The sequence below is a fragment of the Paenibacillus sp. Soil724D2 genome (genome assembly GCF_001427935.1).
Lineage (GTDB): Bacteria > Bacillota > Bacilli > Paenibacillales > NBRC-103111 > Paenibacillus_E.
Window position 1 is genome coordinate 26,999 of sequence record NZ_LMRY01000045.1, and the last position, 25,614, is coordinate 52,612.

The following is a 25,614-nucleotide window of genomic DNA, read 5'->3' on the forward strand; positions in this document are numbered from 1 at the left end:
TGTAACGCCCCTCTCTTCGTAAGAGAAATCCAACAGTTTGCTGCACGGCATGATGATTACTTGTTCCTTTTTTTCCAAACGAAATAAGCAGCAGACAGAAACAGTAACCATGGAATCCCAAATTGAAGCATAATTTTAAAACCTGTAAACCATGTAGAAATCATTAAACTAAGTAGAAGAACCGCTCCCAGAATCGTTAAATAGGGAAAACCAAGCATTCTCACCGGCAAATGGCGACCACCCATTTTCTCCCACTTTCTTCTGAAAAATAAATGAGAAATGAACACCATAAGCCAAGTGAATATAGCTCCGAACATGGAAATTCCCATCATCAATGCATAGGATGAATCTGGGAGTATTGCATTAATTGCTGCGGCAATAAAAATCCCAAGTGTAGAAACAGCAAGAGCGCTGACTGGAACCCCTTTATTATTAATTTTCCCCAAAAAGGCAGGGGCATGATTACCGCGTGATAATGAGAACATCATACGTGTTGAAGCATACAGTTGACTGTTCATTGCCGATAAAGCAGCCGTTAAAATGATAAAATTCATGATTCCAGATGCTCCTGGAACATTCAAGATTTCCATTACTTTTACGAATGGACTTTTATCGATCCCCGCTGATTTCCAAGGAACAATCATTAGCATGATACCAATTGTCAAAACATAGAAGGTAGACAAACGGAACACGGTTGATTTCAATGCTTTAGGTACGGCTACATCGGGGTCTTTTGACTCTCCAGCTGTAACCGCTATCATTTCTGTTCCCAAAAAGCTGAATAAAGAAATAAAGATAGCTACCCACATGCCCCACCAGCCAAAGGGTAAAAAACCTCCATCATTCACTAAGTTTCCGGGTCCGATATTTGACTGTCCGGATGTTCCAAATAGGATATAAGATCCAAGAAGAATAAAGCCGACAATTGCACTTATTTTTATCATAGAGAACCAATACTCAACAGTACCAAATATATGAACACTCTTGGCATTTATATATATTAGCAAAGTGGCAAACAATAAAATCCATACGAGTTCCGGCACAGTCGGAAACCAGTATTTCATATAAACAGCTATTGCACTTACTTCTACCCCAATAGCAAGAACATTGGCAATCCAATATGAATAACGAACAAGAAATCCTGCCATGGGATTGATGTATTTTTCAGAAATCGTTCCAAAAGATCCCGAAGTAGGATGAGCGACCGTCATTTCCGCTAAACATCCCATTAACAACAATACGATAAATGCGCCTATTCCATAACTCAACAATACACTTGGACCTGCTGTTTTGATGGCTAGCCCGCTGCCTAGGAACAATCCCGTCCCGATGGCACAACCCATGGCAATCATCATAAGCTGGTTTGTTTTTAAATCACGCTTTAGCCCACTCTCTATTTCATCTCCATTATTCGATTGCGTATCTTTATCTGTCATATTTCATCCCCCTTTTTCGTCAAAGGCATTTATGCAACAACTTCACGTTCATTATGAAATAGTTTGTATTGTTCTTCTGCCATGATTTTTTTGAGAATTTGTATGACTTCCCAAACTTCTGCGTAAGAAGTATACAGCGCAACCGGAGCAAGACGAATGATGTTTGGCGCTCGGAAATCCGGTATCACGCCATTTTTTTTCAAAGCCTTACAAATGCGCGCAGCTTCTCCGTGCTCAAGGCTCACATGACCTCCGCGACGTACGTCTTCTCTGGGACTTCCAATGGCGAACCCATAATCTGCTAACTCATGTTCAATTAAGTTCATTAAATATTGATTGATTTGAAGAGACTTTTGGCGAATATTCGCAATACCGGCTTCTGCAATAATTTCTAAAGATCCTAGTAAAGGTGCAAGACTTAATACGTGGGGCGTTCCAATTTGGTAGGCTCCCGCTGATTCAGCTGGTGTTAATGTATGTTCCATGTCGAATTGTTTATCTTTTCTGGACCCGAACCATCCAGCCAATCCAGGGTTAGTTCCAAAATGTTTACGATTTACGAATAAACCGCCAACACAGCCAGGTCCGCCGTTTAAATGTTTGTAATTGCACCAATACGCGAAGTCAACATCCCATTCGCTAAACGAATGCGGGATCGCCCCGATCGAATGACATCCGTCAAATCCGATTAAAATGCCTCTTCTATGAGCTTCTGCCGTTAATCGCTTCATATCCAAGATTTGACCGCTGCGATACAGAACGGTAGGCAAGATGATCAGAGCAATATCATCGGTCATAGCCTCGATCATATCCTCTTCTTCTAAAAATCGGCCATCCCGGCTTTTCACACGGATGAGATGGGTATCTGGATCGTATCCATGGGTGCGAAGTTGGCTTTGAAGAGCATAAATATCAGATGGAAACGTTAGTTCATCTGCCAAAATTTTGGTACGTGTCCCTTGAGGCTTATAAAAAGTAGCAACAAGTTGATGTAAATTTATAGTCGTGGAACCGGTTACAATAACTTCATTAGGAAAAGCTCCTACTAACGGTGCACTCATCTCGCCTAATTTCTCCGATAAGGTAAACCATGGATGATTCCCTTGTGTCCATCCATCGATGCCATGTTCTTTCCAATCGGCTAAAGACTCCAAAAGTGTTCGTTCAGCTCTTCTCGAAAGCAGCCCCAATGAATTCCCATCCATATAGATGGAATCAGGCTGTAAATAAAATTCTTCCCGAAAACGCGAAAGGTTATCCTCTATGTCCAATTGTTTTGCGAAATCTAATGTAGGTTGAAAGAAATTTGAAAGCACCGTATCATCCCCTTCTTTATTTAAAATCACTTTTCTAGGGACATCATATCAATGAATATGACATGGTGTCAATATTATTATCCAGACGATTCAATCTAAACAAATCTTTCCTTTTCAGAGAAATCCTTATATCCTAGAAGATAATTATTAAAAGGGGGGAATTGGAATGAGCAATGATAAAATAGGGGATAAACGACATTTACGCTCAGCAGTGACACGACAAAAGTTATTGGAAGCTGCAAGGGAAGTTTTTCTAGACGATGGTTTTCAAAAAGCGACGATTTCTCAAATGATCAAAAAAGCAAACATTGGGTACGGAACAGCCTATGTTCATTTTGAAGGAAAAGAGGATCTTCTTTGCGTATTAATGGAGAATGTCATGGCTCAGTTTTATGAAATTGCCGAGATCTCCTTCTTCCCGAAATCGAAAGACGAAGCAGAGCAAATCATAAAAAAACAAACCCATGATTTTTTAAAAATGGCAGAGGCAGAACGTAATATGATGCAAATCTTCGAGCAGGCTATTGGGGTATCCTCTGTTATTTCGGATAAGTGGAAGGCAATTCGTGAAAAGTTTATTCATCGAATATCTACGGATATTGCCTATTCACAGCAAAATGGGCTAGCCAGAGCTGAATTAAACTATGAAATTGTTGCACGAGGTTGGTTTTTCACGAATGAAATGTATCTTTGGGAAATTGTTCGAAACGAACATCATCGTTCTGTAGAAGAGATTGCTAATACAATCACATCTCTTTACACGACAGGTCTTTATCTATGACTATATTTTTATAGGTGAAACTCAGAGAAGGCAGATGAATGGTTACATTCGACCTGCCTTCTCCTCATCATATGCTTGGCTTCGATTCCGCGCTTGTGTGTTCTTCAGTTTTAAAAGATTGTTAAGTCGTTAATTTGGCGTACACGATAAAAAATACCATCATTTCTCCGATGATTGCATAATTAGGTACATGAAAAGCCAAGTCCAACGCCATAAAACATCCAATTATTCCTAATAAAATCCCCAAATGATAGTGCTTCAAGGGTAGGTGTTTATGTCTATATCGATAGAAAACAAGATATGTAGAGAAAAAATAAAGCAGTACGGATCCAAAAATAAAACCCAACATGAAAAAATAATTGAGTTGTTCCTTAAATAACAATTGGATCGAAGCAGCTATCGAACTCATGGATAAATAAATGAATAGATGGCCATAAATAATCGTTTGACCGGCAGTTTGTATTTCTTTGCTCACTTTCCGTTCAATATGATCAAAATATTGCCACCACAAAGCAATAACTAATATACATGTAAATGAGGCAAACAAAATGGATGGCAATGTCCAATCACTTGACTGCAAAACAGCAAGTATACTGATCACTGATTCACCAAGAAGAATAAGTGTAAACAATGCAAAGCGTTCCAATAAGTGATGGGTATGTATGGGGGTTTTTATTAGGTACCGTCGGCCGATTAACGGCAGCAAAATATCTACAGCAATTCCCGCATATAGAATCGCGTATCGGATCCATGAATCAAAGAATAGCGAACAGGAAGATATCAATATTCCGATCCAAAAGCGAGTCCCCAAGTATTTAGCGGTCTTTTGTTGATGTGTGCCTGTTGCTTTGTGTACCGTAAGATATTGAATAGCTGTCAGTGCTCTCGAACCAATATAGCCTACAAAGAAGGGAATATAGAAGTGATCAAAATTAACTGATAGGCTTGCAGTCATAATTAAAACAAAAAATAGTTGTAGGAACATGAATATCCTATGAGTAACGATATCTTGACCAAAACGATTATTAAAGAGTGTTTGTCCCACCCACGCCCACCAGATTGGAATGAAAATTAAAACAAATTTGGTTAAGTATTCAATGGAAATGCTCCCATGATCGACATGCAGCAAGACGTGGTTCGCTTTTGATACGGCTGCTACAAAAAGCAGATCGTAAAAAAGCTCCAACCAGGTTACTTTTTTCTCAACCATAACTTCAAAACCCCCTTTATTTGACTTCATATTCACTAATAAATGAGGTAAAGGACTATCGGTAATGTTCGATAGCCCTAAATATATAAAAAATTAAATTTCAATATATTTGCAATTTTACTTATTTACTAGATAAGCCGCTACTTCAGCTAATCGTGAAGCGTAACCCCATTCGTTATCGTACCATGTTGCAATGGACAGCAGTTCGCCCTGTACTTGAGTCAATGGAAGGTCAATGATAGAGGAATGGGAATCGCCTACGATACGAGAAGAGGCCCATTCGCCTTCTAAAATATCCAAGACTCCCTTCAACTGACCATCTGTAGCGGCACTACGGAAAATATCATTTACCTGCTGCACCGTACATGGTTTTTCCGTAACAAGGTTTAATTCAGCAATACTTCCGGTACGAGTTGGAATTCGGTATGCCTTACCTGTAATCTGTAAATCGTTCCATATGAATTTAAGGGCTTTTGCGGCTCCAGATGAAGAAGGAATGATATTTTCCGCAGCGGCCCACGAATCCCGTCGATCCTTCATAGGCTGATCCGTTAGCGATTGCGTGTTTGTATAGGAATGGACGGTCGAGAATAGACCATACTTGATCCCGAAGTTTTCTCTTACGATTTTGACGACAGGAGCTAATGCATTCGTCGTACAACTAGCCATACTAATGATTTTGTGCTTCTCCGGATCGAAACTATCCAGATTTATTCCTTTAAGCAATACAGCATCACAATCTTCAAGGCTCTTGCTAGGTCCGCTAACCAGTACTCGATTTGCACCACGATCCAAATGAATTTGAGCAATAGCGCGGGTAACGGCTCGGCCTGTACAGTCGATTACCAGATCCACATCCAAGGCCTTCCAATCCGGAACTTCTTTAGACGAATTGATAAACTGAATTTCCCGTCCGCCGATAACCATTAGACCATCCCGTCCGGAGACAGCTTCGGGCCAGCGTTTATAGTTAGTATCCACTTCGAAAAGAGCGGCAAGTGTCGCTTCATCTTTAATATCTGAAATGGAAACCGGAACGAAAAGTTGATCCTGCAAAGCGACTCTTAATAATTGCCTTCCAATACGCCCAAATCCGAATATTCCTATTTTGCCCATAGTTAACCTCCATAGAATGATGAATAAAGTTTTCTTAGCCATCGATGATTTAAATGCCAAATTCATCCGGGATATATTCGATCCGAGACTCGGCGAAAATAGTAATCTGCTTGAGCTGATCGTCGTACGTGACAGGACCTTCTTTCACATAAAACCAAATTTTTTTCGCAGGTTGATCATCATATTCCCGAAATAGAAACACATTCAATTCCTGTTTCCAACGGAGAATCTCGTGAATATCCACGTCCTGTGTAATGATTAAAGTAATTCTCCACCCCTGACCCATACGTGTCACCGAATATTCCATGGGTTGTTGTTCGGTATGAATAAATGTTCTACCTCCAACCGAATGCCTAACCACAAGTACCTCTTTCATACAAACCCTCCTATTCGTTCTTATGGAAGGTCAATCAGCATTAGAAATGCATCTTCCTCCGCCATGATGCCGAGCTGAGCCAAAGATTCGATTCGAGCCGTATCTCCTTCACCTAACCGAGTATCATTTACAGTGAGTCGTCCCTCAATGACGAAAATAAATATCCGGCGTCCCTCTTCCTGCCGAAAGGTAATCTTTTTATCTCTATCCAACCTGCATAAATAGAGAGTTAGGTCTTGATGGATTTTAACAATCTGCTCTGATCCCTGCGGATCAACGATCGGGAGCAAGGCATTCTTTAACTTCTCTGAATTGTACCTGCGAGTTTCATAGGAAGGATCTAATCCCCGTTCCTTTGGCATGAACCACAATTGAAGAATTCTCATCGGCTCATCCTGCGAAGCGTTGTATTCAGCATGAACAACTCCGGATCCCGCGCTCATTCGCTGCACTTCCCCAGCTTTCGTTACTTCCGTGTTGCCCAAATTGTCCTCATGACGGACGGATCCTGAAAGTACGATTGTTACGATCTCCATATCACTATGCGGGTGGGCACCAAATCCTTTGCTAGGATCTACGTCATCGTCATTGCATACTCGCAAAACCCCAAATTCGGTGTTATTGGGATCATAGTAATTGCCGAACGAGAAGCTTAAACGGCTGCGCAGCCATCCATGATCTACGCTAAACCGGGAGTCTGCCGGGAATACCTGGATCATTTTAGAACTCTCCTTATCAGTTATTTAAATTGATTAAGACTAACAAACTCACGAACAGGTTTGCGATAACCTTGAGGCCGCTGTTTGGACGTATCTCCCTTACCTATTGCAACCAATAAGATAGGCACAATCGTCAAATGAACTCACTCCTCTCGCGAAAAAGCATCAAAATTATTTTAATAATACGTCATCATAATCTTGATGTTGGTCAAACTGACTTTTGGTGAAAGGACATAGTGGCATAATCTTTAACCTTTCCTTCCGAGCAAACTCGACTACGCGCCTAACTAATTCTTGTCCTACCCCTTGTCCTCGCAGATGATCGGAAACAAACGTGTGATCTACGATTATAATTCCATTCCCAGATGGAACATAATGTATTTCTGCATCCCTCTTATCCTGATCTCCTACATAAAAACTGTTCGTATCTTTATTAATTTCAATCATTATTGTTACCCCATTCATGCTTGATGATCTTTTCTTATATATTGCAAAGCACCGCTTGGGCATTTATCGATAAGATCTGCGATTTTGTCAGCCGTTTCTCCATCTGCTTGAATCCATGGTTTCTTTTTAACGTTGAACACTCCTGGTAACCCTCTCACGCAATTTGCCGAATGACCGCATTTTCCAGAGTGAAATAAAACATCAATATCTTTCCCTTTATATATTTTGAATTCTTTCATTTATCTGACTCCATCACACGTACTTGAATAGGTGATAAACCTTTTTCGATTTCTGCACGTTCAGCTTCAAACCATTCCGGAAGCATCAGTTTTTCACCTAATACATCTGATTGCTCATCAACTGCAAAACCTGGCGGATCCGTGGCGATTTCAAACAGGATGCCCCCTTCTTCACGAAAATAAATCGCATTGAAATATTGTCGGTCGATAATGTCAGTGGGATGGAAGCCATGTTGCTCTACATGAGTTCTCCATGAATCATGATCTTCATCATCCTTTGCGCGCCATGCAATATGATGAACAGTACCAGCTCCACTTCTGCCCCACTCCATCGCCGCAACGTTTACATCAATAATATTGCCAATAGTCCCCGTCGATTTATAGCGCATAAAGTCTCCTTCTTGTTCCACCTTTTGAAGACCCAAGACCTGCTCTAGTACATTCATCGTTTTTTCGGGAGCAGTACTATACAGGACAGCACCGCCAAAACCTTTGATAGCTTTATCTATTGAAACACCGCCGAAAGACCACTGACTCAAATCTCCTTCCTCGCGCTCTACAATCTCTAGCTGCAAACCATCCTGATCTGAAAATGTTAAGTAATTCTCATCAAACCTCGTCTTCATAGAATAAAGAACATTAAAGTTTTCTAAGCGCTCTTTCCAAAAATCGAGTGCACCTATAGGAACGACATATGTGGTTACACCGACCTGACCTCCACCAATACGCCCTTTTTGACCTAATTCAAATGGAAAAAATGTAATTATAGTACCTGGACTACCTGCTCCATTACCGAAATACAAATGGTAAACTTCCGGAGCGTCAAAGTTGATCGTTTTTTTCACAAGTCTCAGACCTAGTACCCCTGCATAAAAGTCCACATTTTTTTGAGCATTCTTTACAAAAGCCGTTATATGGTGAATTCCCTCTGTTTGTTTTTCCATTTTGCAAACACTCCTCGCATGATCTTTAACTGTTTATGTCTATCATATTGAAATTATTATTCATGAACAATTCCATTATTTCTATATCATGTATAGACATTAGCTATATCTTCAAGGGCGAAGCTATTCGGGAGTATTTAAGTTATGTAGAGGAACGATACTATAATTTTAATCTATAGAACGTATAGAAAAAAGAGAATTGATTGATATATTACGTTTCAATACTATAGAAACATGCAACGGACTTCATAACTAGTTGTTTCAGATGCTGTCGTAACTAATAAAATGAAAGGCGGGATTCTCGTATTCAATGCACCCAATTGTAGCAGATGCTGCGGGTGGAACCTCTGAGGCACGAAGGGGCAGCATGTTTACAAAATGTAAACAAGTCGATAAGGTGTCTAATATTTCAAAAAAAAAGGAGCTAACAACCATGAAAAAATTACTTACAAGCCGCACAGTAACAACGCTAGCACTTTTAACTGCTGTCGTATCGACAAGCGCATTCGGATCTATGATTGTTGCAAAGGCAGAAACGCCTGCTGCGACTGCCGCTAGCAAAGACAAACCTGCCATTCAGGCAAAGGCGGTTCCGTCTCCAAGATTGCTGACACCAACGAACCATACGCTGCTAATGATCGACCACCAGCCGCAAATGGCATTTGGTACATCGTCGATTAACATCCAGGATTTGCGTAATAATGTAACTGGACTTGCTAAAGCAGCTAAGGCTTTCAATGTTCCGACCGTTTTGACAACGGTAGCTTCAAAGTCGTTCAGCGGACCGATTTTCCCGGAAATCCAAGCGGTATTCCCTGATCAGCAGCCAATCGACCGTACAACGATGGATGCCTGGGAGGATCAACGTGTTGTAGATAAAGTGAACAGCTATGGTAATAAAAAGCTAGTCATTTCTGGTCTATGGACAGAGGTTTGCGACTTATCAGCTGCGCTTTCCGCGGTCGATCAAGGATATGAAGTATACATCGTTACCGATACTTCAGGCGGTGTATCAAAAGAGGCTCACGACATGGCCATTCAGCGCATGATTCAAGCTGGTGTGACACCAATTACTTGGGAACAGTACCTGCTTGAATTGCAACGTGATTGGGCACGTTCCGAAACGTACAAAGCGACAACAGATATTGCTAAAGAACACGGCGGCGCATATGGATTAGGTATTATTTACTCACAAGAAATGTTTGGCGGTAAAGAGGGACATTAATCGATAAGCAAGCAAAATTCACGAAGTAAAATATTACTTCGTGAATTTTTTCATCAATCAAATTGAATCGTTCCTATAAGTATTAAATTCAAGATACTAGAAGATATGAAGCCATAGGAAGGAAGTGGATGAAAAGTGATACCAATTCTGGTAAACGAATGGCTGGACGAATACAATGACTATATGCTGCTCTATAAAATGTTCGGTGATCAAATATATTTTGATGAAGCAAAAGAAATATTGGAGAGCATGAAAAAGTATGTTTGTGCTAGTGCTTGAAAGCATCTCGTTAAAGAACTTTACAGAAGTTTGATATTACCAGTTGCCATAGGATGCCATGGCTCATGGTGGTCAACTCTCCTACATTCCGCTGCCTTAGAAACCGAGTTTCTGCCTTCGCTTTCTCGAGTTCTGAGGAGAACTCAGGTCCTTTACCACAGCTGTATGTTTACCAACAGGCTGCTTTAACCAATGTAGTTCCCCTTCACGATACCATTTCTTCCAAACCTTAAGCTGTGTTGAACTCCGTTGAATTCCGTATCCCCCCTACCTCCATCACTTCACTTACAGGACACCCGCCAACTTCATTTCAATGGCCTTCATCTTCACTTCCATTGGATAGCTACTCTAGTTGCCAACGCAAAAGCACCTCCAAGTTGTCCTCCACATCTTACGACATGGATGCATTCTCTTGAAAGGTGTTTTGATTTGTCTCACTTTATGGGTCAGTCCCTATCGCAAAATATGGGCTGGAGGGCAAATCGAATGAGCGTTTTCATAATTCCTATTTGTGATGGCCATAGTCTGCCCACTTTTTCGATTGTTCTAGAAAAAAGTTGATACATGTTTGAACCGAAGGATTGTTGTAATGATGTTTTTTAAAAATAAGCTTGATCTCACGAACAGGCGTTGGATCTACAAGACGAATCATTTTCAATTTCTGACCAAAAAAGCTTTCAATTAAAGAAGCAGGTAAAATAGCTACCCCCATCTTATGCAGTACCATAAAAAGAAGAATTTCCGCAGAAGTTGACTCAAACTTTGATTGCAAAGATTTGGTGATCTTATCGCTGAATGTATGAAGTTGCTCGATTACACTTATATCCCTAACAAATAAGGCAGATTCTAAATCTTCTAGCTCCTGAAAAGAAATAACGGTTCGATCTGCCCATGGATGATCCTCATAAACGACCAATGCTTGTTCTTCTTTATATAGGTGCATCATATGAATTTCTTTGTTTGGTTCATGATTGTCGGTAATTCCAATATCGATACTACTATTCAATAATTGCTGTGATGTATTCTCTTGACTGGAAAATTTTAATGTGATATCAGGAAACTGTTCATGGAATTTCAAAAACCGGGGTTTTAAACAAAAAAAGTCCATAGACGAGATGCCTATCAAAAGTTTATTTGTTCGAGCATTGCGTAACTCGTAAGTTTCTTTCTTCGATTCTTCAATGAGCCTCATCACGAAAAGAGCTTTTTGGTAAAGTATTTCCCCGGCAGCTGTAATCTTTACCCCTCTACCAACTCTCTCAAACAAAGGGGTTCCAACTTCTCCCTCTAAAAATCGGATCTGTTGACTTAAAGTAGGTTGAGAAATCATTAAAACTTCTGCAGCCTTAGTATAACTTCCTTCTTTGCAAATTTGAATGAAATATTCTAATTGCCTGAACATGAAAATCTCACTCCTGTTTTCACAATAAAGTTGTAACACACTTAAGCATTTGCTGGTTTGTTTTTATCATTCGGTTTCTTTAACATGGCGATTGCCCAGACACCGATTGCTGGACTTTGTAAACATTATATCAAGGAACCTGTCATGTAATATATCCGCTAGATTTCAGGTAAAGGTTGCTAGATTTTAGGGTTGGTGCGTTGGGAACACTATGTGTGTTGTGAGTTGTACTACAAAGAGGAATTTAAAGACCATAAACAACGAGGGGTTCAACTGCTGAATCTTAGGCATCTAACGCGTCAATTTGACTCGCTTAAGCAAATGTATGTACAGGTGAAACTTCAGTTCCAAGCCGTATTAGATCAAGTTTATATAGGTATGAATGAATTTTATCGCTAAACTACGCTCTTCACTATTCACCACTATTCTCCTCGAATCAGAACTTTCCTGCCCGTTTGTTGAGAAAAGGCAGCTGACCGTTCTGGCCAGCTGCCTTAAGCTTCGCTTGAGTTATCGTTTTCTGTCGTTACCGATTTTAGGTGTAGTCGCATGATTTGAGGGTTCTGAAGTTCAGTGCAATTTTAACCCATTTTGATTTCAAACAGCCTTCGCTGGCTTCGGTATTCCAACGCTGTGATGCCTTCGGTATCCTTGAATATTCTCGTAAAATGCTTCACATTTTCGAATCCAACCTGATCACTGATTTCGTACACCTTCAAATCGGAGTGCACCAGCAGCTCCTTCGCCTTGTCCAGCCTTAACCGGCGAACATAGTTCGAGAAACTCTCACCGTAGTATTCTTGGAAGGCTTGGCTGAAATACGAGTAATTGAGTGAGAAGTGGTTGGACACGACCGCCATGTTCAAATCGTCGGCATAATGCGTCTGCAAGTAGGCGAGAACTTTTTGCATCGTATTTGGCTCCGTAGGCGCTTGCTCTCTCCGATCTTGGATGAACCGATCCAATCTATCGAGAAGCTGCTCAACAACTGCATAATAATGTTCAAATCGATCGAAATTCCCGATATGGCCAACAGAGGCGTACTGACTTAATAGGCCAAGCACTCTATTTCCGTATATTCGGAACACCTTGTCGAACAGCTCTTCATTGAGCAGCTGGCTAATCCGCTCCAGGTAGCCGATTTCACAGCAGCTAATGATACGAGCATCTAGAATTTGATCGAGAAGCTGTTTCATTTCGTCCCCGCGTCCCATTCCCATCAGATTCGATAAACGTTGAATCAACTCAACAGGAACGACATGCCGCTCATTGCGCTCACTTACGCTGGTGTAGTCCAGCACATCGAGTTCTGGAAGCACAATACTGTATTTCAAGGTTTGCTTCGCTTGACTGTATGCCCACCTAATGTGCTCTATCCCTTGAACAGATTCGCTAATCGCGATTCGCAGCTGCGTCTCGTATATACTCAACTTCCACCGTTCCGCCAACTGGTAGAAGATAACCGGATCGCGTGCGATCATAATCGTTCCGCCTTTTCCATCACGCGTGAGCATCCAATCCATATGCCCTTGTAACAGCTCAGCGATTTGATTCCTGAAAGAAGCAGCATCCGTACTGCTAGGCTGTGATCCTTCACCGCGTCGCGTGAGCAAGCCCAGCGTATATCCTGCATCCAACCAGCTAAAGCCGGCCTGCTCCAGCTTGTTTTGTGTTATCGCATCACACACATCCTTCTGGGTCAAATGCTGGGTAACTAGCTCGGCAGCAACAAGGCTGGCATCTACGCCTGCCTTGTCTGCTCGCTCTTCTCTCATCCTTATCTCCCTAATTAATCGCTCCAGGACGGCAAACAAGTCCTCCCGTATCACAGGCTTCACGAGATAATCCTTCACAGCATAGCGAATCGCTTTCTGCGCATATACGAACTGATTATAGCCAGACAGCAGTACAATCTCGGGCCTTTCGGGATGCTCTTGCAGTTGCTCGAGCAGTTCAATCCCATCCATAATTGGCATTCGGATATCTGTGAACATAATATCCGCAGGCTCCTGGCTAAGCAGCTCCAGCGCCTCTTGACCATTCTCGGCAAATCGGTAGTTGAACAGATTAGGAAACTGCCTCTCAATCACCGATTGCAAGCCTCTCTGAATGATCTTCTCGTCGTCGACGATTAGCAAGCTAATCATAGATCTCTAATCCCCTTCCATGACCCGATATGGCAAAGTCATGATTATGCGTGTATAGCTTCCTTCCTGACTCTCGATCTGAATCCCATATTCCGTCCCATAGCTCATCACTAAGCGTTGGTCCACATTACGCAGACCAATTCCATTGCTGTCCTGGTTATTTTTGCGAACGACTAATTGCCGAACATCCTGGTATGCGGACTCCTCCATTCGTAGCATTCGATTCAATAAGCCCAGCTTCTCTTCCGGTATGCCGCAGCCGCTGTCAGTGATCTCTATGACACAAGCTTGATCACGCCAGACGGCAGAGATCGTAATGACAAGATTTCCGTCGCTGGAATGCATCCGGCTCATCCCATGCTTGATTGCATTCTCGACTGAGGGCTGCAGTGACATTTTGAGCGATTCCTGCTTGAGGCATTCCGGTGCAATCGACAATCGGAGATCAAGTCTTCCATCATAACGGATGTTCATGACGGATACATAATGCTGGACCTGCTTAATTTCATCACTTAGCATCACGTGATCCTGCTTCCATTCCATTGAATACCGCATCATACCGCCTAGCGAGGTCATTATGTCCGATATAAGGTACTGCCCTTCAATCTCCGCCAGCATCTTGACGTTCTCCAGCGTATTGTAGAGGAAGTGGGAATCGATCTGGTTCTTCAGCGCCCGGAGCTCGGCTTCTTTGCCTGCCGCCTGCCTAGCTGCTTGCTCTTGAATGAGCTCGTTAATCTTCAGAATGAGCCTATGGTAATGCAGGCCCAGCTCTCCTACCTCATCGGTACCAGTTATCGGCGGCAGCTCGACGTTGAAGTTACCGCTTCTTACCTGTTGCATCGATTCTCTTAACGCCTTAAGCCTGCGCAAAATTATCGCCTGCATCGAGTAAGATAGCAGTACGAGAAAGGCCACTAGTAACGAAATGAGTACAATATAACGAACTCTCGAATGGTTAATGCCTTCCATCGTGTCCGCAAGACTAACCATATTGACCAGATGTACGTCGATCGATGGAATGTAGCTCTGAAATGCTAAGTAGGACTGCCCATTAACCTTAAACTGTACCGTCTCGAAATTTGTATTCCTCGTCAGCTTCACGTTGTTCATCAATTGCTCCGAACTGTGCTGTTCGAACACAGGTGAAGCCTTCAAGCTGAATACCTGTCCGCTCCTTGCTACTATGATCAGCTGGGAGTTCTTGTCCTGCACGCTACTGAACGTTCGAGAGAAGAAATCCGACAACTTCATCGATATTTCTAGAATCCCGTTATGTTTATTATCGGCATATTTAAATTCCTGCAAGTACGTCATGAAGGGCTCATTCTGCGATGGTTCGGATGGCATTCCGGTGAGGGCAACGTTCTCCTGTATCTCCCACCATGGCAAACCGCTCTGCTTTATCACCTCATCATGCCAAGGCTTGTCCTGAATACGTGATTCCTTTAGAATGACTGGCCAAATCTCATTCACATAAGGGTTGTCCGTGAACAATCGGACATTCGCAATTCGTGGATTGTTGAACAAGAAATATTGAAAGTTGTTGACAACATCAAGCTTAATACGAATAACACGCGCTGTATCCTGAATTTGTTTAATTTGCAGATAATTGTTCATTTCCCGGTTGGATAACGCAAGCTGATCGGTCCATCCCATCAGCTCCACGTTATTCTCAATGTTTATCTTCTCAACCGCCAGCACATTCTCGTTTTTCTTCGTCAATTCTTCCATTGCCTTGGTAGACTCTTCATTGAGCGTATACCAGGAGAATAGAACAACCGGTATGAAGATAACGAACACAAATGACAGAATCAGTTTGACTTGAAGCGAAAGGTTAAACGTAAATGCACGTATCCCCAATAACCTACGGATTGCCGCGAATCCCATCTCCTGTTTCACATCCTGCTGCTTCCTCTATCGAACTATTGATTAAGCGACGACTTCAGCTTCTGTACATTTCGTTCATAGGCTGCTTGGCGGCTAGCTACGAGAGCTTCATACTCTGGATCCTCGGTAATGCTTTTCATAAATTCGGTGAACAGTTGATCGAATTCAGCATCCGACTTGGACATCAGCAGCTTTGGCAGGGTCTCGGCCCAGAGCCGCACGTTTTGGTCTTCCGCAATACCTTCCTTCGTCGTCGGGTCCGGATCCAAATTATCGAACTCGGCCATGCTGATCGTCTTGCCCCTCGTCCAATCGGCAATTTGTTTGGCAGGCTCAGCATCCATTCCCGTCATCCATGCTAGATTCATGTTCGTATCCATTAACATCCAGTACATATAAGAACCGCCATATTTGCTATCGAACGCTTTACGGTCGGTGTTGAGCAGATGCATGACCTCCGGCAGGAACTGATCTTTGCCGTCTATCGTATCGTAGGTAATGCCCTTCTCTCCTAAGTACAGATCCTTGTTTCCCTCTTCGCTGAGCAAATAGCTAAGGAAGGCAATTGCCCGTTTCTTATCCTTGACATTCTTCGAGATGAGCGTCACCGTCCAACCGGAGACGCCATTTCCTGCAAGTGTTGGCGCATCATTCGCATCATTCGCCGGACCATCAATCGCGATATACACCTTATTCGGGTCCTTCTGATACAACGCTTGATTAATCTCTGTAAAATCAGACCACTGATACAGCATGGCAAAATAGCGCCCTTGCGATATTTTTTCATCCTTCTCCAATCGTTTTTCATCAATATAGACATCTGTCGGCATCAGCCCGTCCTCATTCGCTTGGCGGAACACCTTCAACCATTTCAGATAGGTTGGATCGCTTCGGCGGTCGTACAGTTTTCCGTTTTTCTGCTGCGGAATGGCTAGAAAATTCTGAAGATACGTATCCAGCGAAAAGTTGCCGGTTTCCGTAAATTCATGCAGGCCGATCGGAATGAGCGGCTGGCCATCCACTTCCGGAAACTTCTCCTTCGCAGCCTTCAGCGCGCCTAGAAACCCTTCCGGCGTGCTCATATCCGGCTTCCCAAGTGCTTCATACATGTCTTTCCGAACAACAAAGGTCTGATTAGACGTAATAAGCTTACCATATTTTCGATAATCCGCAGGGGATGATGATGCATTCGGGTAGCCATACACATTGCCGTCAGCCTGTGTATACCAGCTAAGCTTCGCGGGGTCTGCGACTTTAATAAAATAAGGATCATACTGATCCGCTAGCTTATTCAATGGAAGCACCATATCTCCCTTAATCATCTTCAACACGGCATCCTCGTACCAGCCTAGCGTGATGAAGTCAGGGAGCGTCTTTGCTGCCATCATCGTGTTGAGCTTCTCGCTGGCGTCGCCAGCAGGCGTGATAAAGTTCAAGCTGACGCCCGTCTTCTTCGTTATATAATCGGAAACGACGTTTCCTCCCCACTTGCTGGTGAACCAATCGAAATTGATATACCAGTCAAACGTAATCGGTGTCGTGTCCAGCTTCCAGGCAGGCTCATCCGGAGAAGGCTTCGTTGGAGAAGCATCTGCTTTCATAAGATTGGCGTTGGAGTTCGTATGATCCTCAGCAGTATTCCCATAACAAGCTGTTAACGTCAAACACGTCATCATAGCTAGCAAAAGTATTACTGAATTACGCATTTTACCCATTCATAATGCTCCTTCGTCTGTGTAGGTTGGCGAACTTAATGTCCTATATATAGGAAAGTGGTGATCTTGCCATACGCAAACAGGCTTTCAGCCGTGCAGAACCCTCCTGATAGTATAAAGGTTACTGCAAGAAAAATAAAGAGCTTACATTTTAAGTAGGGTTACGATATTTCAGGTTTCTTAAGCCGCCAACGCTAAGCGAGCACGACAAGGAAATATTCCTTCGTCTTGCTCGCGTTCGTTAGCTATGATGTTCTAGTTATGATTTATTACGCGATAGATCATCGCAGCTGCTATAGGGCAAAATAAGAATGTCTAATTCTTGTCCTACTTCTTCATTATTACAGCACTGCTTGGACATATGAATTCATCTCTTGAATGAATTTGCCTACAGCGGACCTCATAGTAACGGAATTAAGATATACAAGAGATATATCCCAACATGGAACTTTGCCTTCTAATTTTACAATACGCAAAGAATCGTCCCTTAGACTTTCGAGCAAAGATGTTGGTATAAGAGCTGCTCCAAGTCCATGACGAACCCCATGAATCAATACTGAAATGGAGGACGTTTCTATTATCGACTTCAAGGTAAACCCATAAGAGGAACAATACATTTCAATTAATGAATTGTTTTGTTCTCGAAACATGATCGAATTCATTTGCTTCAAGGATCGAAAAGGAATCGAAGATTTATCGGCCAAAGGATGTTCTGAATGAATCAATAGCGCCATTTCTTGTCTATACAAATGAGTCGAAATAACCGAAGCATTAGAAATCGGATTTGCAGTGATTCCAATGTCTACCCTTTGCTCCAAAACTTTATTCTCGGCATCCTCTGCAGCGATAATCTTCAATAAAATATTCGGGTACTTTTCGCGAAATCTCATGAGATAAGGAGCAAGATATCCAAGCTCAGCAGGACAACATCCAATAGAAATTGTTTCTCTAGATATATTGTTTCGGCCGTATATTTCATTTCGTGCCTCTTCAAGAAGATTCATAATAGCGTTGCCCTTATTCAAGAGAATTTTCCCCGCTTCCGTTACTTCAACTCCTCTACTTACCCGATCGAACAATGGAATATTATACTCATCTTCCAAAACCCGAATTTGCTGACTTAGTGTAGGCTGAGTCACACCTAATTCTTCTTTAGCTTTGGTGAAACTTCCCGATTTGCATATTTGAATAAAATATTCAAGCTGGCGAAGCTCTATATAGATCACCCCGATCATTCCAGAATAGGAAAGTACTGATGTATGAAACCGCCCCCAAGTGCCCATCCCTGTTCTCAAGGTACACTTGCGTATTTTGCATCCAAAATTCCCGTATCGGGTGATTGCTGGACTTTGTAAACATTATATCAAGGAACCTGTCATGTAATATATCCGCTAGATTTCAGGTGAAGGTTGCTAGATTTTAGGGTTGGTGCGTTGGGAACACTATGTGTGTAGTCTGAAAATATGAAGAGCCCGCTTCTCGATAGGAAGCAGGCTCTTCTTTTACTAGGTTTTTTATAAAATCGGATTACTTCTGAAACATCGCTCGCGCAAACGCTGCTTCGAACAATGCTGTTACTTCAAAACGACGCTATTGGGCCTACTGAGGCTGAGGCCGCTTTATTGAAAATCGTTCTCCGAGCTTCGAATAGAAATCTCCTGCGAGCCGACTTACTGGCTGAAGTTTATTAGGATCAATCCGGCCTTCCTGATATAAAGATTCATGAATATGGAAGTGAACGATGCGCCCGATCAATAGATCGCAACCTGGCATTGCTGTATTCCCTCCAAGAGGTATCGCCTGCTCGAGGACACACTCCATTCTAATCTTGGCTTCAGCTACACCTGGAACATCAATTGCTGTACTAGGAACAGGAGTTAATCGGGCCCATTCGACTTCACTTTCGTGTGACGGCAGGTTGACCGCCGTTTGATTGACGGCCTCAATATTGGACTCATCTGAGATGTGAACGACAAACGCTCCCTTTTCTATCGCATTTCTTGAGGTGTCTTTCTGTTTGCCCTGTTGCCGTTGTACGGAAATCGAGAGCATGGGAGGATTCGATGTAACGATATTAAAATAGCTGAAAGGGGCAGCATTCAGTATACCGTCTGTCGATAGAGTCGTCACAAACGCAATCGGCCGAGGAAGAATGCTCCCGCTTAGCAGCTTATAATTGTCCCGTTCCGTTTGATTGTTGGGATTGATCGATATCAATGTTACCCTTCTTCCACATATAAAGTATGAGAACAGGTTAGGAATAGAAATGCTTTTTGAACCATTGAGCTGCCGCTTTGGCTTCTTGGTGCGTTAGCTGATGACCCGCATGTTCCCAGTGTATTTCAACGGAAGAGCCTGCACCTTCCAAAAGCGACTGCAGTTCTCTGGTTTCTTGTTGAGAAGAGATCGGATCATTCGTTCCGGCACCAATAAATATAGGGATTTGAGCTAATTCGGGAAGTATTATACCCCGACGAGGAACCATAGGATGGAATAGAATCGCACCTCTTAATGCATTCTTACAATGAAACAAGAGGCTCCCTGCAATGTTCGCACCGTTAGAATACCCTACGGCCACGACATTCTGGCGGTCGAATTCATATTGGTTCGCTACTTGATCAATGAATCCGTTCAACTCTTCCGTTCGAAACAAAAGGTCCTCCTCGTCAAACACACCCTCAGCCAATCTCCTGAAAAATCGAGCCATGCCATTCTCCTGAACGTTGCCTCTGATACTTAGAGCATTGGAGTCCGGGGCGATCCTTTGAGCAATCGGCAATAAATCGTATTCCGTCCCGCCCGTGCCATGTAATAAAAGAAGCGTCGGCAGCTTCGGACTTGAGCCTTTTCGAAAAATATATTTCATGGCTTGAACGACTCCAATTCACGCACTTGAATGGGAGGCAAGTTCTTTTCAATTTCACCACGATTACTTTCGAACCATTCTGGCAGCATTAAGGCCTCACCTAAGTGATCTTGAGGTTCATCCTTAGCAAAACCTGGCGGGTCTGTCGCGATTTCAAACAAGATGCCACCTTCTTCCCTAAAATAAATGGCATGGAAATACTGCCGATCAATGATCGGTGTAGGGTGGAAGCCGCTATTCTCAACATGGCTTCTCCATGCTTCGTGGTCTTCATAATCCTTTGCGCGCCATGCAATATGATGAACCGTACCAGCTCCACTTATGCCCCACTCCATTGCCGCAATGTTTACGTCAATAACATTACCAACACTCCCTGTCGATCTATAGCGAATAAAATCCCCTTCTTGGTTCACCTTTTGAAGACCCAAGACTTGCTCTAGGACATTCATCGTTTTTAAGGGTGCGGTACTATACAGGACAGCGCCGCCAAAACCTTTGATAGCTTTATCAATTGAAACACCACCGAACGACCACTGACTCAAATCCCCTTCCTCGCGCTCCACAATTTCTAGCTGTAAGCCATCTGGATCTGAAAATGTTAAGTAATTCTCATCAAACCTCGTCTTCAAAGAATAAGGAACATGAAAGCTTTCAAGGCGCTCTTTCCAAAAATCGAGTGCACCTAAAGGAATGACATATGTTGTTACACCTACCTGCCCTCCGCCAATACGCCCTTTATGACCTTCATAGGGAAAGAATGTAATTATAGTGCCTGGACTACCTGCTTCATTACCGAAATATAAATGGTAAACTTCCGGAGCGTCAAAGTTGATCGTTTTTTTTACAAGTCGCAGACCTAGTACCCCTGCATAAAAGTCCACATTTTTTTGGGCATTCTTTACAAAAGCCGTTATATGGTGGATCCCATCTGTATGTTTTTCCATTTTGTAAACACTCCTCGCATGATCTTTTAATTGTTTATGTTTTATCATATTGAAATTATTATTCATGAACAATTCCATTATTTCTATATCATGTATAGTCATTAGCTATATCTTCAAGGGCGAAGCTAATATAAGCAATATCTATATGAGATATAGTCAGATTCATATTGATAGTTGCCTATCAGTGCTTATAAGATAAAGTTGAATAAACTTCCAATTGAAAGAAGTTTAAGTTTTAGGATAATTCCCGGCCGGATGAATTGTTCTTTATCACATTAACAAGGGGGAAATTCTATGGGAGTACGTTTTTTAAAAATGGCAGTCGTTTATATTTTGATTGGTATTTGCATCGGTATTTACATGGGTACAACACTTAACTTTGCATTAACAAGCGTACACGCTCATGCAAATCTTTTCGGGTGGGCAACATTGGCTCTTTGCGGATTTACCTATCTTCGATTTCCCAAAGCAGCAGAATCGCCTCTAGCGAAGTGGCACTTCTGGTTGCAAGGTATCGGCCTGCCCATCATGCTTATTACCCTCACTTTAATGGCTCATGGCTACGCTCCAGATTGGATTACCACGTTAAAGCGTATCGGTGAAGCAGTAGCTGGAACCGGTATCTTGATATTTGCGGTCAATGTTTTTACTAACGTAAAAGCAATGGACATTCATAATAACCATACGCATGATGTTTCCATGTAATACTCAGATATGTTCTTAAGCGGTGGTATGCCTGCTGGAATCCTCAAAGGGGATGATGCTCAAAAAGTAGCCGTTTGGTTAGCTGAACATAAATAATCCGATTAAAAAATCTGAAGAACAAGGGGGTAGGATCTTGGTTAATGAACCGTTGTCCAACTCGTCAAATTTCTCATTCATTACCGTCGTCCTTTTCTGGTGTAGTTTAGTTGTAGTATCTTGTGTGTATTTAACGATCCCGTTAATAACGGTTTTTGCAGACGTATTCAAGGTGTCGTCTTCTCAAGCTGCTTGGGCTGGCAGTGCCTTTTCGTTTGCTTTTGCAGGTGGAGGTCTGTTCTTTGGCGTTTTATCCGATCGTTTTGGGCGAAAAAAAATGATGTTGTCAGGGTTACTATTGCTAACTGTAATAACTCCTCTAATCGGAAGTGTCAGCAGCTTTTCTTGGCTTGTTGCCCTCAGAGCCATCCAGGGTTTAGCAGCATCCATGTTCCCTCCGTCTGTCTTGGCCTACGCCATGGAAATGTTTCCGATAAAAAGAAGAATAACCATTATTGGGTTCATCAGTACGGCATTTTTAATGGCAAGTATCGTTGGACAAATATATAGCAGCTATATTGTTTTATTCTTTAATTGGTCTTATATTTTCTATATTCTTTTTGCGGTGTATTTAATATCCTTTATCTTGATTACCTTTTTTGTTCCAAACGATAAAACACAACAACCAGATGGCAGCTTTCTTTCTGCCTTTTTGCGAATAGGCTATATATTTAAAAGGAAGAGTTTACCTCTTTGCTACATCATTTCTGCTACGCTCTTTATTTCGCTTGTTGGTTTTTTCACGACACTTGGAAGTTATTTAAACAGTTCGCTCTTCGGATTAAGTCACCAAGATATTCTATGGGTCCGTGCGGTTGGTATTATCGGAATGCTTGTAGCACCGTTTGATGGAAAATTGGTTGCGAAAATGGGAGTCAAAAACGTTTTATGGTGTGGATTGATCTTTGGTGGAATCGGCTTGGGATTGTTAGGCCTCTGGCCTAACCTCATTTTTTTAGTTTCGATGAGCGTCGTGTTTATTATTGGAATTTCTATGGCTCTTCCCGCATTGATCTCACTAATTGGTCAAATTGCTGGGGAGATCCGGGCGATCGCGGTTTCGTTCCACATGTTTATGGTGTTCATAGGTGCATCACTTGGGCCGATTCTTTCGATTTATCTAATCAATCACGGAGGCTATTTACTCTCTTTTGAGGTATTAGCTGGATTGTTAGGTTTGAGCTTGATTGTCCCCTTGTTTATTCGTTTAGAAGAACCACGCAGTTACTCAGCATCATCCCAAAACGAGACCTACGCGAAATCAGCGAAATGATTCGGGATCGCATCCGGTTCACCAAGGCTCATCGTTGTACTCATTTATTACTTTGGAGGTTTGTACATGGAAGCTCAAAATGGCCATTTAACAACAAGTTGGGGCGCTCCTGTTGGAGATAACCAGAACTCCTTGACTGCCGGCTCACGCGGTCCAACCCTTATTCAAGACGTCCACCTTCTGGAAAAGCTTGCCCATTTCAACCGGGAACGCGTCCCCGAACGTGTTGTGCATGCCAAAGGTGCCGGCGCACACGGATATTTTGAAGTAACCAACGATGTTTCCACCTATACAAAGGCCCGCTTTTTGTCTGAGGTTGGCAAACGTACACCGATTTTTATACGCTTCTCCACGGTAGCAGGTGAACTGGGATCGGCAGATACCGTACGTGACCCACGTGGCTTTGCTGTAAAGTTTTATACGGAAGAAGGAAACTATGATTTGGTGGGCAATAACACGCCAGTCTTCTTCATTCGGGATGCCATTAAATTTCCAGATTTCATTCATACCCAGAAACGCCACCCTCAAACTCATCTAAAAAACCCCAATGCTGTTTGGGATTTCTGGTCCTTGTCTCCCGAATCCTTGCATCAAGTCACTATCTTGATGTCCGATCGTGGTATTCCTGCGACTCTCCGTCATATGCATGGCTTCGGAAGCCATGCGTTTAAGTGGGTCAATGCAGACGGACAAGGCATTTGGGTCAAATATCACTTTAAAACGGAACAAGGCGTGAAGAACCTGAATGTCGAGCTGGCCGCCAAGCTGGCCGGTGAAAACCCAGATTATCATATCGAAGATTTATTTAACGCCATTGACAAAGGTGACTTCCCCGCATGGAAGTTGTATGTACAAATGATGCCGATGGAAGATGCCAAGACCTATCGTTTTGATCCTTTCGATGTAACGAAAGTGTGGTCGCAGAAAGATTACCCTCTTATCGAGGTTGGACGCATGGTCCTCAACCGAAACCCGGACAATTATTTTGCCGAAGTAGAGCAAGCAACCTTCTCACCCGGAGCGTTCGTATCCGGTATTGAGGCTTCTCCGGATAAAATGCTTCAAGGCCGTTTATTCGCCTATGCCGATGCTCATCGCTATCGGGTCGGCACGAACCATCATACACTGCCTATCAATAAACCTATCGTAGAAGTGAATAACAACCAGCGAGACGGACAGATGCGTTCCGATCGTAATGGGGGAAGCTCGATATACTATGAACCAAACAGTTATGGCGGAGCTGCCGAATCGGAAACATACAAGACAGCCCCGTTTGAGATAACCGGTTCAGCCGATAGCGTCCCATATGACCAGGATGATCATTACACGCAAGCCGGCGACCTGTATCGATTGCTTAGTGTAGAAGAACGCGGGCGATTAGTATATAACATAGTAAATGCTATGAAGCCGGTGGAGAAAGATGAAATCAAACTCCGCCAAATCTCTCACTTCTTTCAAGCAGATCCCGAATGGGGGCAAGCGATCGCCAAGGGGCTTGGTTTGAGAGTTCCACAACTGACTTAATACAATCCGTCAAAAAAAGAGCAGTTCACACAGCAAATGATAGCTGGAGAACTGCTCTTTTTTTTGCTGAAGGAATTCTCAATTACACTAGCCAGCTCATCACCTCAATGACAATAGTTCAAACTTATACTTTCTCACATTATAAAAAGAAGACCTTCAAGAAAGGTAGCTTTTTAAGGCTGCTCTCTTTTCAGGTCTTCCAGTAATCCATTATTCTTTGGAAAAATAATAATTATCCTAAGTACGATTTCAACATCCATACATGCTTTTCCAGGGAGCTATGAATGGCCAAAAGCATATCCCCAGTTGTCTCATCGCCTTCACGGTCTGCAATACTCATACCCTCTTTAAGCTCACCCACAATGATCCCAAAATCAGCAACAAGCGTGCGGACCATCTCATTTGCATTTTCATTGCCTGCTGCATCTTTTAATGTAGTTTTTTCGATAATTTCATGAAGTGTAGCTACCGGACTACCGCCTAATGCCAGCAGACGCTCGGCAAGATTGTCCACATGAAGTGCAGCTTCCGTATAAAGTTCTTCGAACTTCAAATGCAAAGTGAAGAACTGCGCCCCTTTAACATACCAGTGATAGTTATGAAGTTTGGTGAACAACAGACTCCAGTTAGCGATCTGGGTGTTAAGCACTTCCGTTAGTTTTTCTGTCATCAAAAAGCTCCTTTCGAATTTAGCAGCATTTCCAACTATAAGCCTAGGCTATACGAAATATAGACAGATCGATATTGATCTTTTAATCTAAGCTCGAGGAGCGCTTTCAAACTTACCTTTATGAGTCAAATCGCAGAACGGTTTTTGACTGGATAAACCACACCGGCAAAGAATAAAACTTTCCTTGGTCTCAAAACGGTTGCCCACCGCATCCACCATTTCTACTTTGCCTGTAATACGCAATGGCCCATTATCGTTTACTTTGATCGTAACTTCAGACATGATGATCTCGCC

The 25,614-nt window shown here is 42.6% G+C and carries 25 protein-coding genes and 1 pseudogene; 7 read left to right on the plus strand and 19 right to left on the minus strand.

What is annotated here, in order from left to right; genetic code table 11:
- Positions 1-56 precede the first annotated feature (56 nt).
- Together ASG85_RS27095 and kynU are read right to left on the minus strand one after the other, a co-directional pair.
- Complete coding sequence (locus ASG85_RS27095) at positions 57-1,436, minus strand: amino acid permease (RefSeq protein ID WP_060648307.1); 1,380 nt, start codon at positions 1,434-1,436, stop codon at positions 57-59.
- Between the two features lie 29 nt (positions 1,437-1,465).
- Entirely contained in the window at positions 1,466-2,707 is a 1,242-nt protein-coding gene (gene kynU, locus ASG85_RS27100; protein WP_414858797.1) for a kynureninase, read from the minus strand.
- Positions 2,708-2,918: 211 nt separating this feature from the next.
- Between kynU and ASG85_RS27105 the strand changes: the two genes are divergently transcribed.
- Positions 2,919-3,533, plus strand: a complete 615-nt coding sequence (locus ASG85_RS27105) for a TetR/AcrR family transcriptional regulator (protein ID WP_060648309.1) — start codon at positions 2,919-2,921, stop codon at positions 3,531-3,533.
- Positions 3,534-3,654: 121 nt separating this feature from the next.
- On the opposite strand, the gene ASG85_RS27110 is transcribed toward ASG85_RS27105, so the two are convergent.
- The 7 genes from ASG85_RS27110 to ASG85_RS27140 all read right to left on the minus strand — a co-directional run bounded on the left by ASG85_RS27110 (position 3,655) and on the right by ASG85_RS27140 (position 8,584).
- Entirely contained in the window at positions 3,655-4,743 is a 1,089-nt protein-coding gene (locus ASG85_RS27110) for a low temperature requirement protein A (protein WP_060648310.1), read from the minus strand.
- A 117-nt stretch (positions 4,744-4,860) separates the two neighbouring features.
- Positions 4,861-5,859: a type I glyceraldehyde-3-phosphate dehydrogenase gene (locus ASG85_RS27115; protein ID WP_057305690.1), complete on the minus strand. Its 999-nt coding sequence runs from the start codon at positions 5,857-5,859 to the stop codon at positions 4,861-4,863.
- A 49-nt stretch (positions 5,860-5,908) separates the two neighbouring features.
- On the minus strand, positions 5,909-6,235 hold the full coding sequence (locus ASG85_RS27120; protein WP_060648311.1) for a hypothetical protein: 327 nt from the start codon (positions 6,233-6,235) through the stop codon (positions 5,909-5,911).
- Positions 6,236-6,255: 20 nt separating this feature from the next.
- Entirely contained in the window at positions 6,256-6,954 is a 699-nt protein-coding gene (locus ASG85_RS27125) for a pirin family protein (protein ID WP_060648312.1), read from the minus strand.
- A gap of 171 nt (positions 6,955-7,125) precedes the next feature.
- Positions 7,126-7,401, minus strand: coding sequence for a GNAT family N-acetyltransferase (locus ASG85_RS38775; RefSeq protein WP_057305693.1), 276 nt, complete (start codon positions 7,399-7,401; stop codon positions 7,126-7,128).
- A 14-nt stretch (positions 7,402-7,415) separates the two neighbouring features.
- Positions 7,416-7,640 (minus strand): (4Fe-4S)-binding protein, encoded by a 225-nt coding sequence (locus ASG85_RS38780; RefSeq protein WP_057305694.1) that lies wholly within the window; start codon positions 7,638-7,640, stop codon positions 7,416-7,418.
- Positions 7,637-8,584, minus strand: a complete 948-nt coding sequence (locus tag ASG85_RS27140) for a ring-cleaving dioxygenase (protein ID WP_060648313.1) — start codon at positions 8,582-8,584, stop codon at positions 7,637-7,639. Before ASG85_RS27140 ends, ASG85_RS38780 begins: the two co-directional genes overlap by 4 nt.
- A gap of 634 nt (positions 8,585-9,218) precedes the next feature.
- Here ASG85_RS27140 and ASG85_RS27145 point away from each other — a divergent pair.
- Complete coding sequence (locus ASG85_RS27145) at positions 9,219-9,809, plus strand: hydrolase (protein WP_235550246.1); 591 nt, start codon at positions 9,219-9,221, stop codon at positions 9,807-9,809.
- Between the two features lie 135 nt (positions 9,810-9,944).
- Complete coding sequence (locus ASG85_RS38235; RefSeq protein WP_156390177.1) at positions 9,945-10,088, plus strand: hypothetical protein; 144 nt, start codon at positions 9,945-9,947, stop codon at positions 10,086-10,088.
- Positions 10,089-10,593: 505 nt separating this feature from the next.
- On the opposite strand, the gene ASG85_RS27150 is transcribed toward ASG85_RS38235, so the two are convergent.
- On the minus strand, positions 10,594-11,490 hold the full coding sequence (locus ASG85_RS27150; RefSeq protein ID WP_060648314.1) for a LysR family transcriptional regulator: 897 nt from the start codon (positions 11,488-11,490) through the stop codon (positions 10,594-10,596).
- Positions 11,491-11,700: 210 nt separating this feature from the next.
- Between ASG85_RS27150 and ASG85_RS39430 the strand changes: the two are divergent.
- Positions 11,701-11,862, plus strand: a pseudogene (locus ASG85_RS39430) (IS110 family transposase); the annotation flags it as partial.
- A 209-nt stretch (positions 11,863-12,071) separates the two neighbouring features.
- On the opposite strand, the gene ASG85_RS27155 reads toward ASG85_RS39430, so the two are convergent.
- The 7 genes from ASG85_RS27155 to ASG85_RS27185 form a co-directional block, all read right to left on the minus strand.
- Positions 12,072-13,637 (minus strand): response regulator, encoded by a 1,566-nt coding sequence (locus ASG85_RS27155; RefSeq protein ID WP_060648315.1) that lies wholly within the window; start codon positions 13,635-13,637, stop codon positions 12,072-12,074.
- A gap of 6 nt (positions 13,638-13,643) precedes the next feature.
- Positions 13,644-15,539 carry a histidine kinase gene (locus tag ASG85_RS27160; protein WP_235550232.1) on the minus strand — a complete coding sequence of 632 codons (1,896 nt, stop codon included), beginning with the start codon at positions 15,537-15,539 and terminating at the stop codon, positions 13,644-13,646.
- Between the two features lie 23 nt (positions 15,540-15,562).
- Positions 15,563-17,242 (minus strand): extracellular solute-binding protein, encoded by a 1,680-nt coding sequence (locus tag ASG85_RS27165; protein WP_060648316.1) that lies wholly within the window; start codon positions 17,240-17,242, stop codon positions 15,563-15,565.
- A 341-nt stretch (positions 17,243-17,583) separates the two neighbouring features.
- Positions 17,584-18,525, minus strand: a complete 942-nt coding sequence (locus ASG85_RS27170) for a LysR family transcriptional regulator (RefSeq protein ID WP_235550233.1) — start codon at positions 18,523-18,525, stop codon at positions 17,584-17,586.
- Positions 18,526-18,841: 316 nt separating this feature from the next.
- The gene (locus ASG85_RS27175) at positions 18,842-19,459 is read right to left on the minus strand and encodes a flavin reductase family protein (RefSeq protein ID WP_060648317.1); all 618 of its coding nucleotides are present in this window, start codon (positions 19,457-19,459) and stop codon (positions 18,842-18,844) included.
- 37 nt (positions 19,460-19,496) lie between these two features.
- A complete protein-coding gene (locus tag ASG85_RS27180) occupies positions 19,497-20,108 on the minus strand; it encodes an alpha/beta hydrolase (RefSeq protein ID WP_060648318.1) in 612 nt (203 codons plus the stop codon).
- Positions 20,105-21,052: a ring-cleaving dioxygenase gene (locus tag ASG85_RS27185; protein ID WP_057305701.1), complete on the minus strand. Its 948-nt coding sequence runs from the start codon at positions 21,050-21,052 to the stop codon at positions 20,105-20,107. Before ASG85_RS27185 ends, ASG85_RS27180 begins: the two co-directional genes overlap by 4 nt.
- A 294-nt stretch (positions 21,053-21,346) precedes the next feature.
- On the opposite strand from ASG85_RS27185, the gene ASG85_RS27190 reads away from it, so the two are divergent.
- From ASG85_RS27190 to katA, 3 genes are all read left to right on the plus strand, one after another.
- A complete protein-coding gene (locus tag ASG85_RS27190) occupies positions 21,347-21,757 on the plus strand; it encodes a hypothetical protein (RefSeq protein WP_057305702.1) in 411 nt (136 codons plus the stop codon).
- Between the two features lie 133 nt (positions 21,758-21,890).
- On the plus strand, positions 21,891-23,126 hold the full coding sequence (locus ASG85_RS27195; RefSeq protein ID WP_057305703.1) for an MFS transporter: 1,236 nt from the start codon (positions 21,891-21,893) through the stop codon (positions 23,124-23,126).
- A 66-nt stretch (positions 23,127-23,192) separates the two neighbouring features.
- Positions 23,193-24,650: a catalase KatA gene (katA, locus tag ASG85_RS27200; protein WP_060648319.1), complete on the plus strand. Its 1,458-nt coding sequence runs from the start codon at positions 23,193-23,195 to the stop codon at positions 24,648-24,650.
- Positions 24,651-24,882: 232 nt separating this feature from the next.
- Here katA and ASG85_RS27205 read toward each other — a convergent pair whose 3' ends face one another.
- Together ASG85_RS27205 and ASG85_RS27210 are read right to left on the minus strand one after the other, a co-directional pair.
- The gene (locus ASG85_RS27205) at positions 24,883-25,320 is read right to left on the minus strand and encodes a Dps family protein (RefSeq protein WP_057305705.1); all 438 of its coding nucleotides are present in this window, start codon (positions 25,318-25,320) and stop codon (positions 24,883-24,885) included.
- Between the two features lie 87 nt (positions 25,321-25,407).
- A complete protein-coding gene (locus ASG85_RS27210) occupies positions 25,408-25,602 on the minus strand; it encodes a CDGSH iron-sulfur domain-containing protein (protein WP_057305706.1) in 195 nt (64 codons plus the stop codon).
- Positions 25,603-25,614 lie beyond the last annotated feature (12 nt).

What these genes read in the sequence shown, in the direction of transcription:
- ASG85_RS27125 (WP_060648312.1), bottom strand. Translation starts at nt 6,954, where the DNA reads ATGATCCAGGTATTCCCGGCAGACTCCCGGTTTAGCGTAGATCATGGA.
- ASG85_RS27140 (WP_060648313.1), bottom strand. Translation starts at nt 8,584, where the DNA reads ATGGAAAAACAAACAGAGGGAATTCACCATATAACGGCTTTTGTAAAG.
- katA (WP_060648319.1), top strand. Translation starts at nt 23,193, where the DNA reads ATGGAAGCTCAAAATGGCCATTTAACAACAAGTTGGGGCGCTCCTGTT.
- ASG85_RS27095 (WP_060648307.1), bottom strand. Translation starts at nt 1,436, where the DNA reads ATGACAGATAAAGATACGCAATCGAATAATGGAGATGAAATAGAGAGT.
- ASG85_RS27180 (WP_060648318.1), bottom strand. Translation starts at nt 20,108, where the DNA reads ATGAAATATATTTTTCGAAAAGGCTCAAGTCCGAAGCTGCCGACGCTT.
- ASG85_RS27190 (WP_057305702.1), top strand. Translation starts at nt 21,347, where the DNA reads ATGGGAGTACGTTTTTTAAAAATGGCAGTCGTTTATATTTTGATTGGT.
- ASG85_RS38775 (WP_057305693.1), bottom strand. Translation starts at nt 7,401, where the DNA reads ATGATTGAAATTAATAAAGATACGAACAGTTTTTATGTAGGAGATCAG.
- ASG85_RS27145 (WP_235550246.1), top strand. Translation starts at nt 9,219, where the DNA reads ATGATCGACCACCAGCCGCAAATGGCATTTGGTACATCGTCGATTAAC.
- ASG85_RS27155 (WP_060648315.1), bottom strand. Translation starts at nt 13,637, where the DNA reads ATGATTAGCTTGCTAATCGTCGACGACGAGAAGATCATTCAGAGAGGC.
- ASG85_RS27165 (WP_060648316.1), bottom strand. Translation starts at nt 17,242, where the DNA reads ATGGGTAAAATGCGTAATTCAGTAATACTTTTGCTAGCTATGATGACG.
- ASG85_RS27170 (WP_235550233.1), bottom strand. Translation starts at nt 18,525, where the DNA reads ATGGGCACTTGGGGGCGGTTTCATACATCAGTACTTTCCTATTCTGGA.
- ASG85_RS38780 (WP_057305694.1), bottom strand. Translation starts at nt 7,640, where the DNA reads ATGAAAGAATTCAAAATATATAAAGGGAAAGATATTGATGTTTTATTT.
- ASG85_RS27205 (WP_057305705.1), bottom strand. Translation starts at nt 25,320, where the DNA reads ATGACAGAAAAACTAACGGAAGTGCTTAACACCCAGATCGCTAACTGG.
- ASG85_RS27185 (WP_057305701.1), bottom strand. Translation starts at nt 21,052, where the DNA reads ATGGAAAAACATACAGATGGGATCCACCATATAACGGCTTTTGTAAAG.
- ASG85_RS27210 (WP_057305706.1), bottom strand. Translation starts at nt 25,602, where the DNA reads ATGTCTGAAGTTACGATCAAAGTAAACGATAATGGGCCATTGCGTATT.
- ASG85_RS27115 (WP_057305690.1), bottom strand. Translation starts at nt 5,859, where the DNA reads ATGGGCAAAATAGGAATATTCGGATTTGGGCGTATTGGAAGGCAATTA.
- ASG85_RS27150 (WP_060648314.1), bottom strand. Translation starts at nt 11,490, where the DNA reads ATGTTCAGGCAATTAGAATATTTCATTCAAATTTGCAAAGAAGGAAGT.
- ASG85_RS27120 (WP_060648311.1), bottom strand. Translation starts at nt 6,235, where the DNA reads ATGAAAGAGGTACTTGTGGTTAGGCATTCGGTTGGAGGTAGAACATTT.
- ASG85_RS27105 (WP_060648309.1), top strand. Translation starts at nt 2,919, where the DNA reads ATGAGCAATGATAAAATAGGGGATAAACGACATTTACGCTCAGCAGTG.
- ASG85_RS27110 (WP_060648310.1), bottom strand. Translation starts at nt 4,743, where the DNA reads ATGGTTGAGAAAAAAGTAACCTGGTTGGAGCTTTTTTACGATCTGCTT.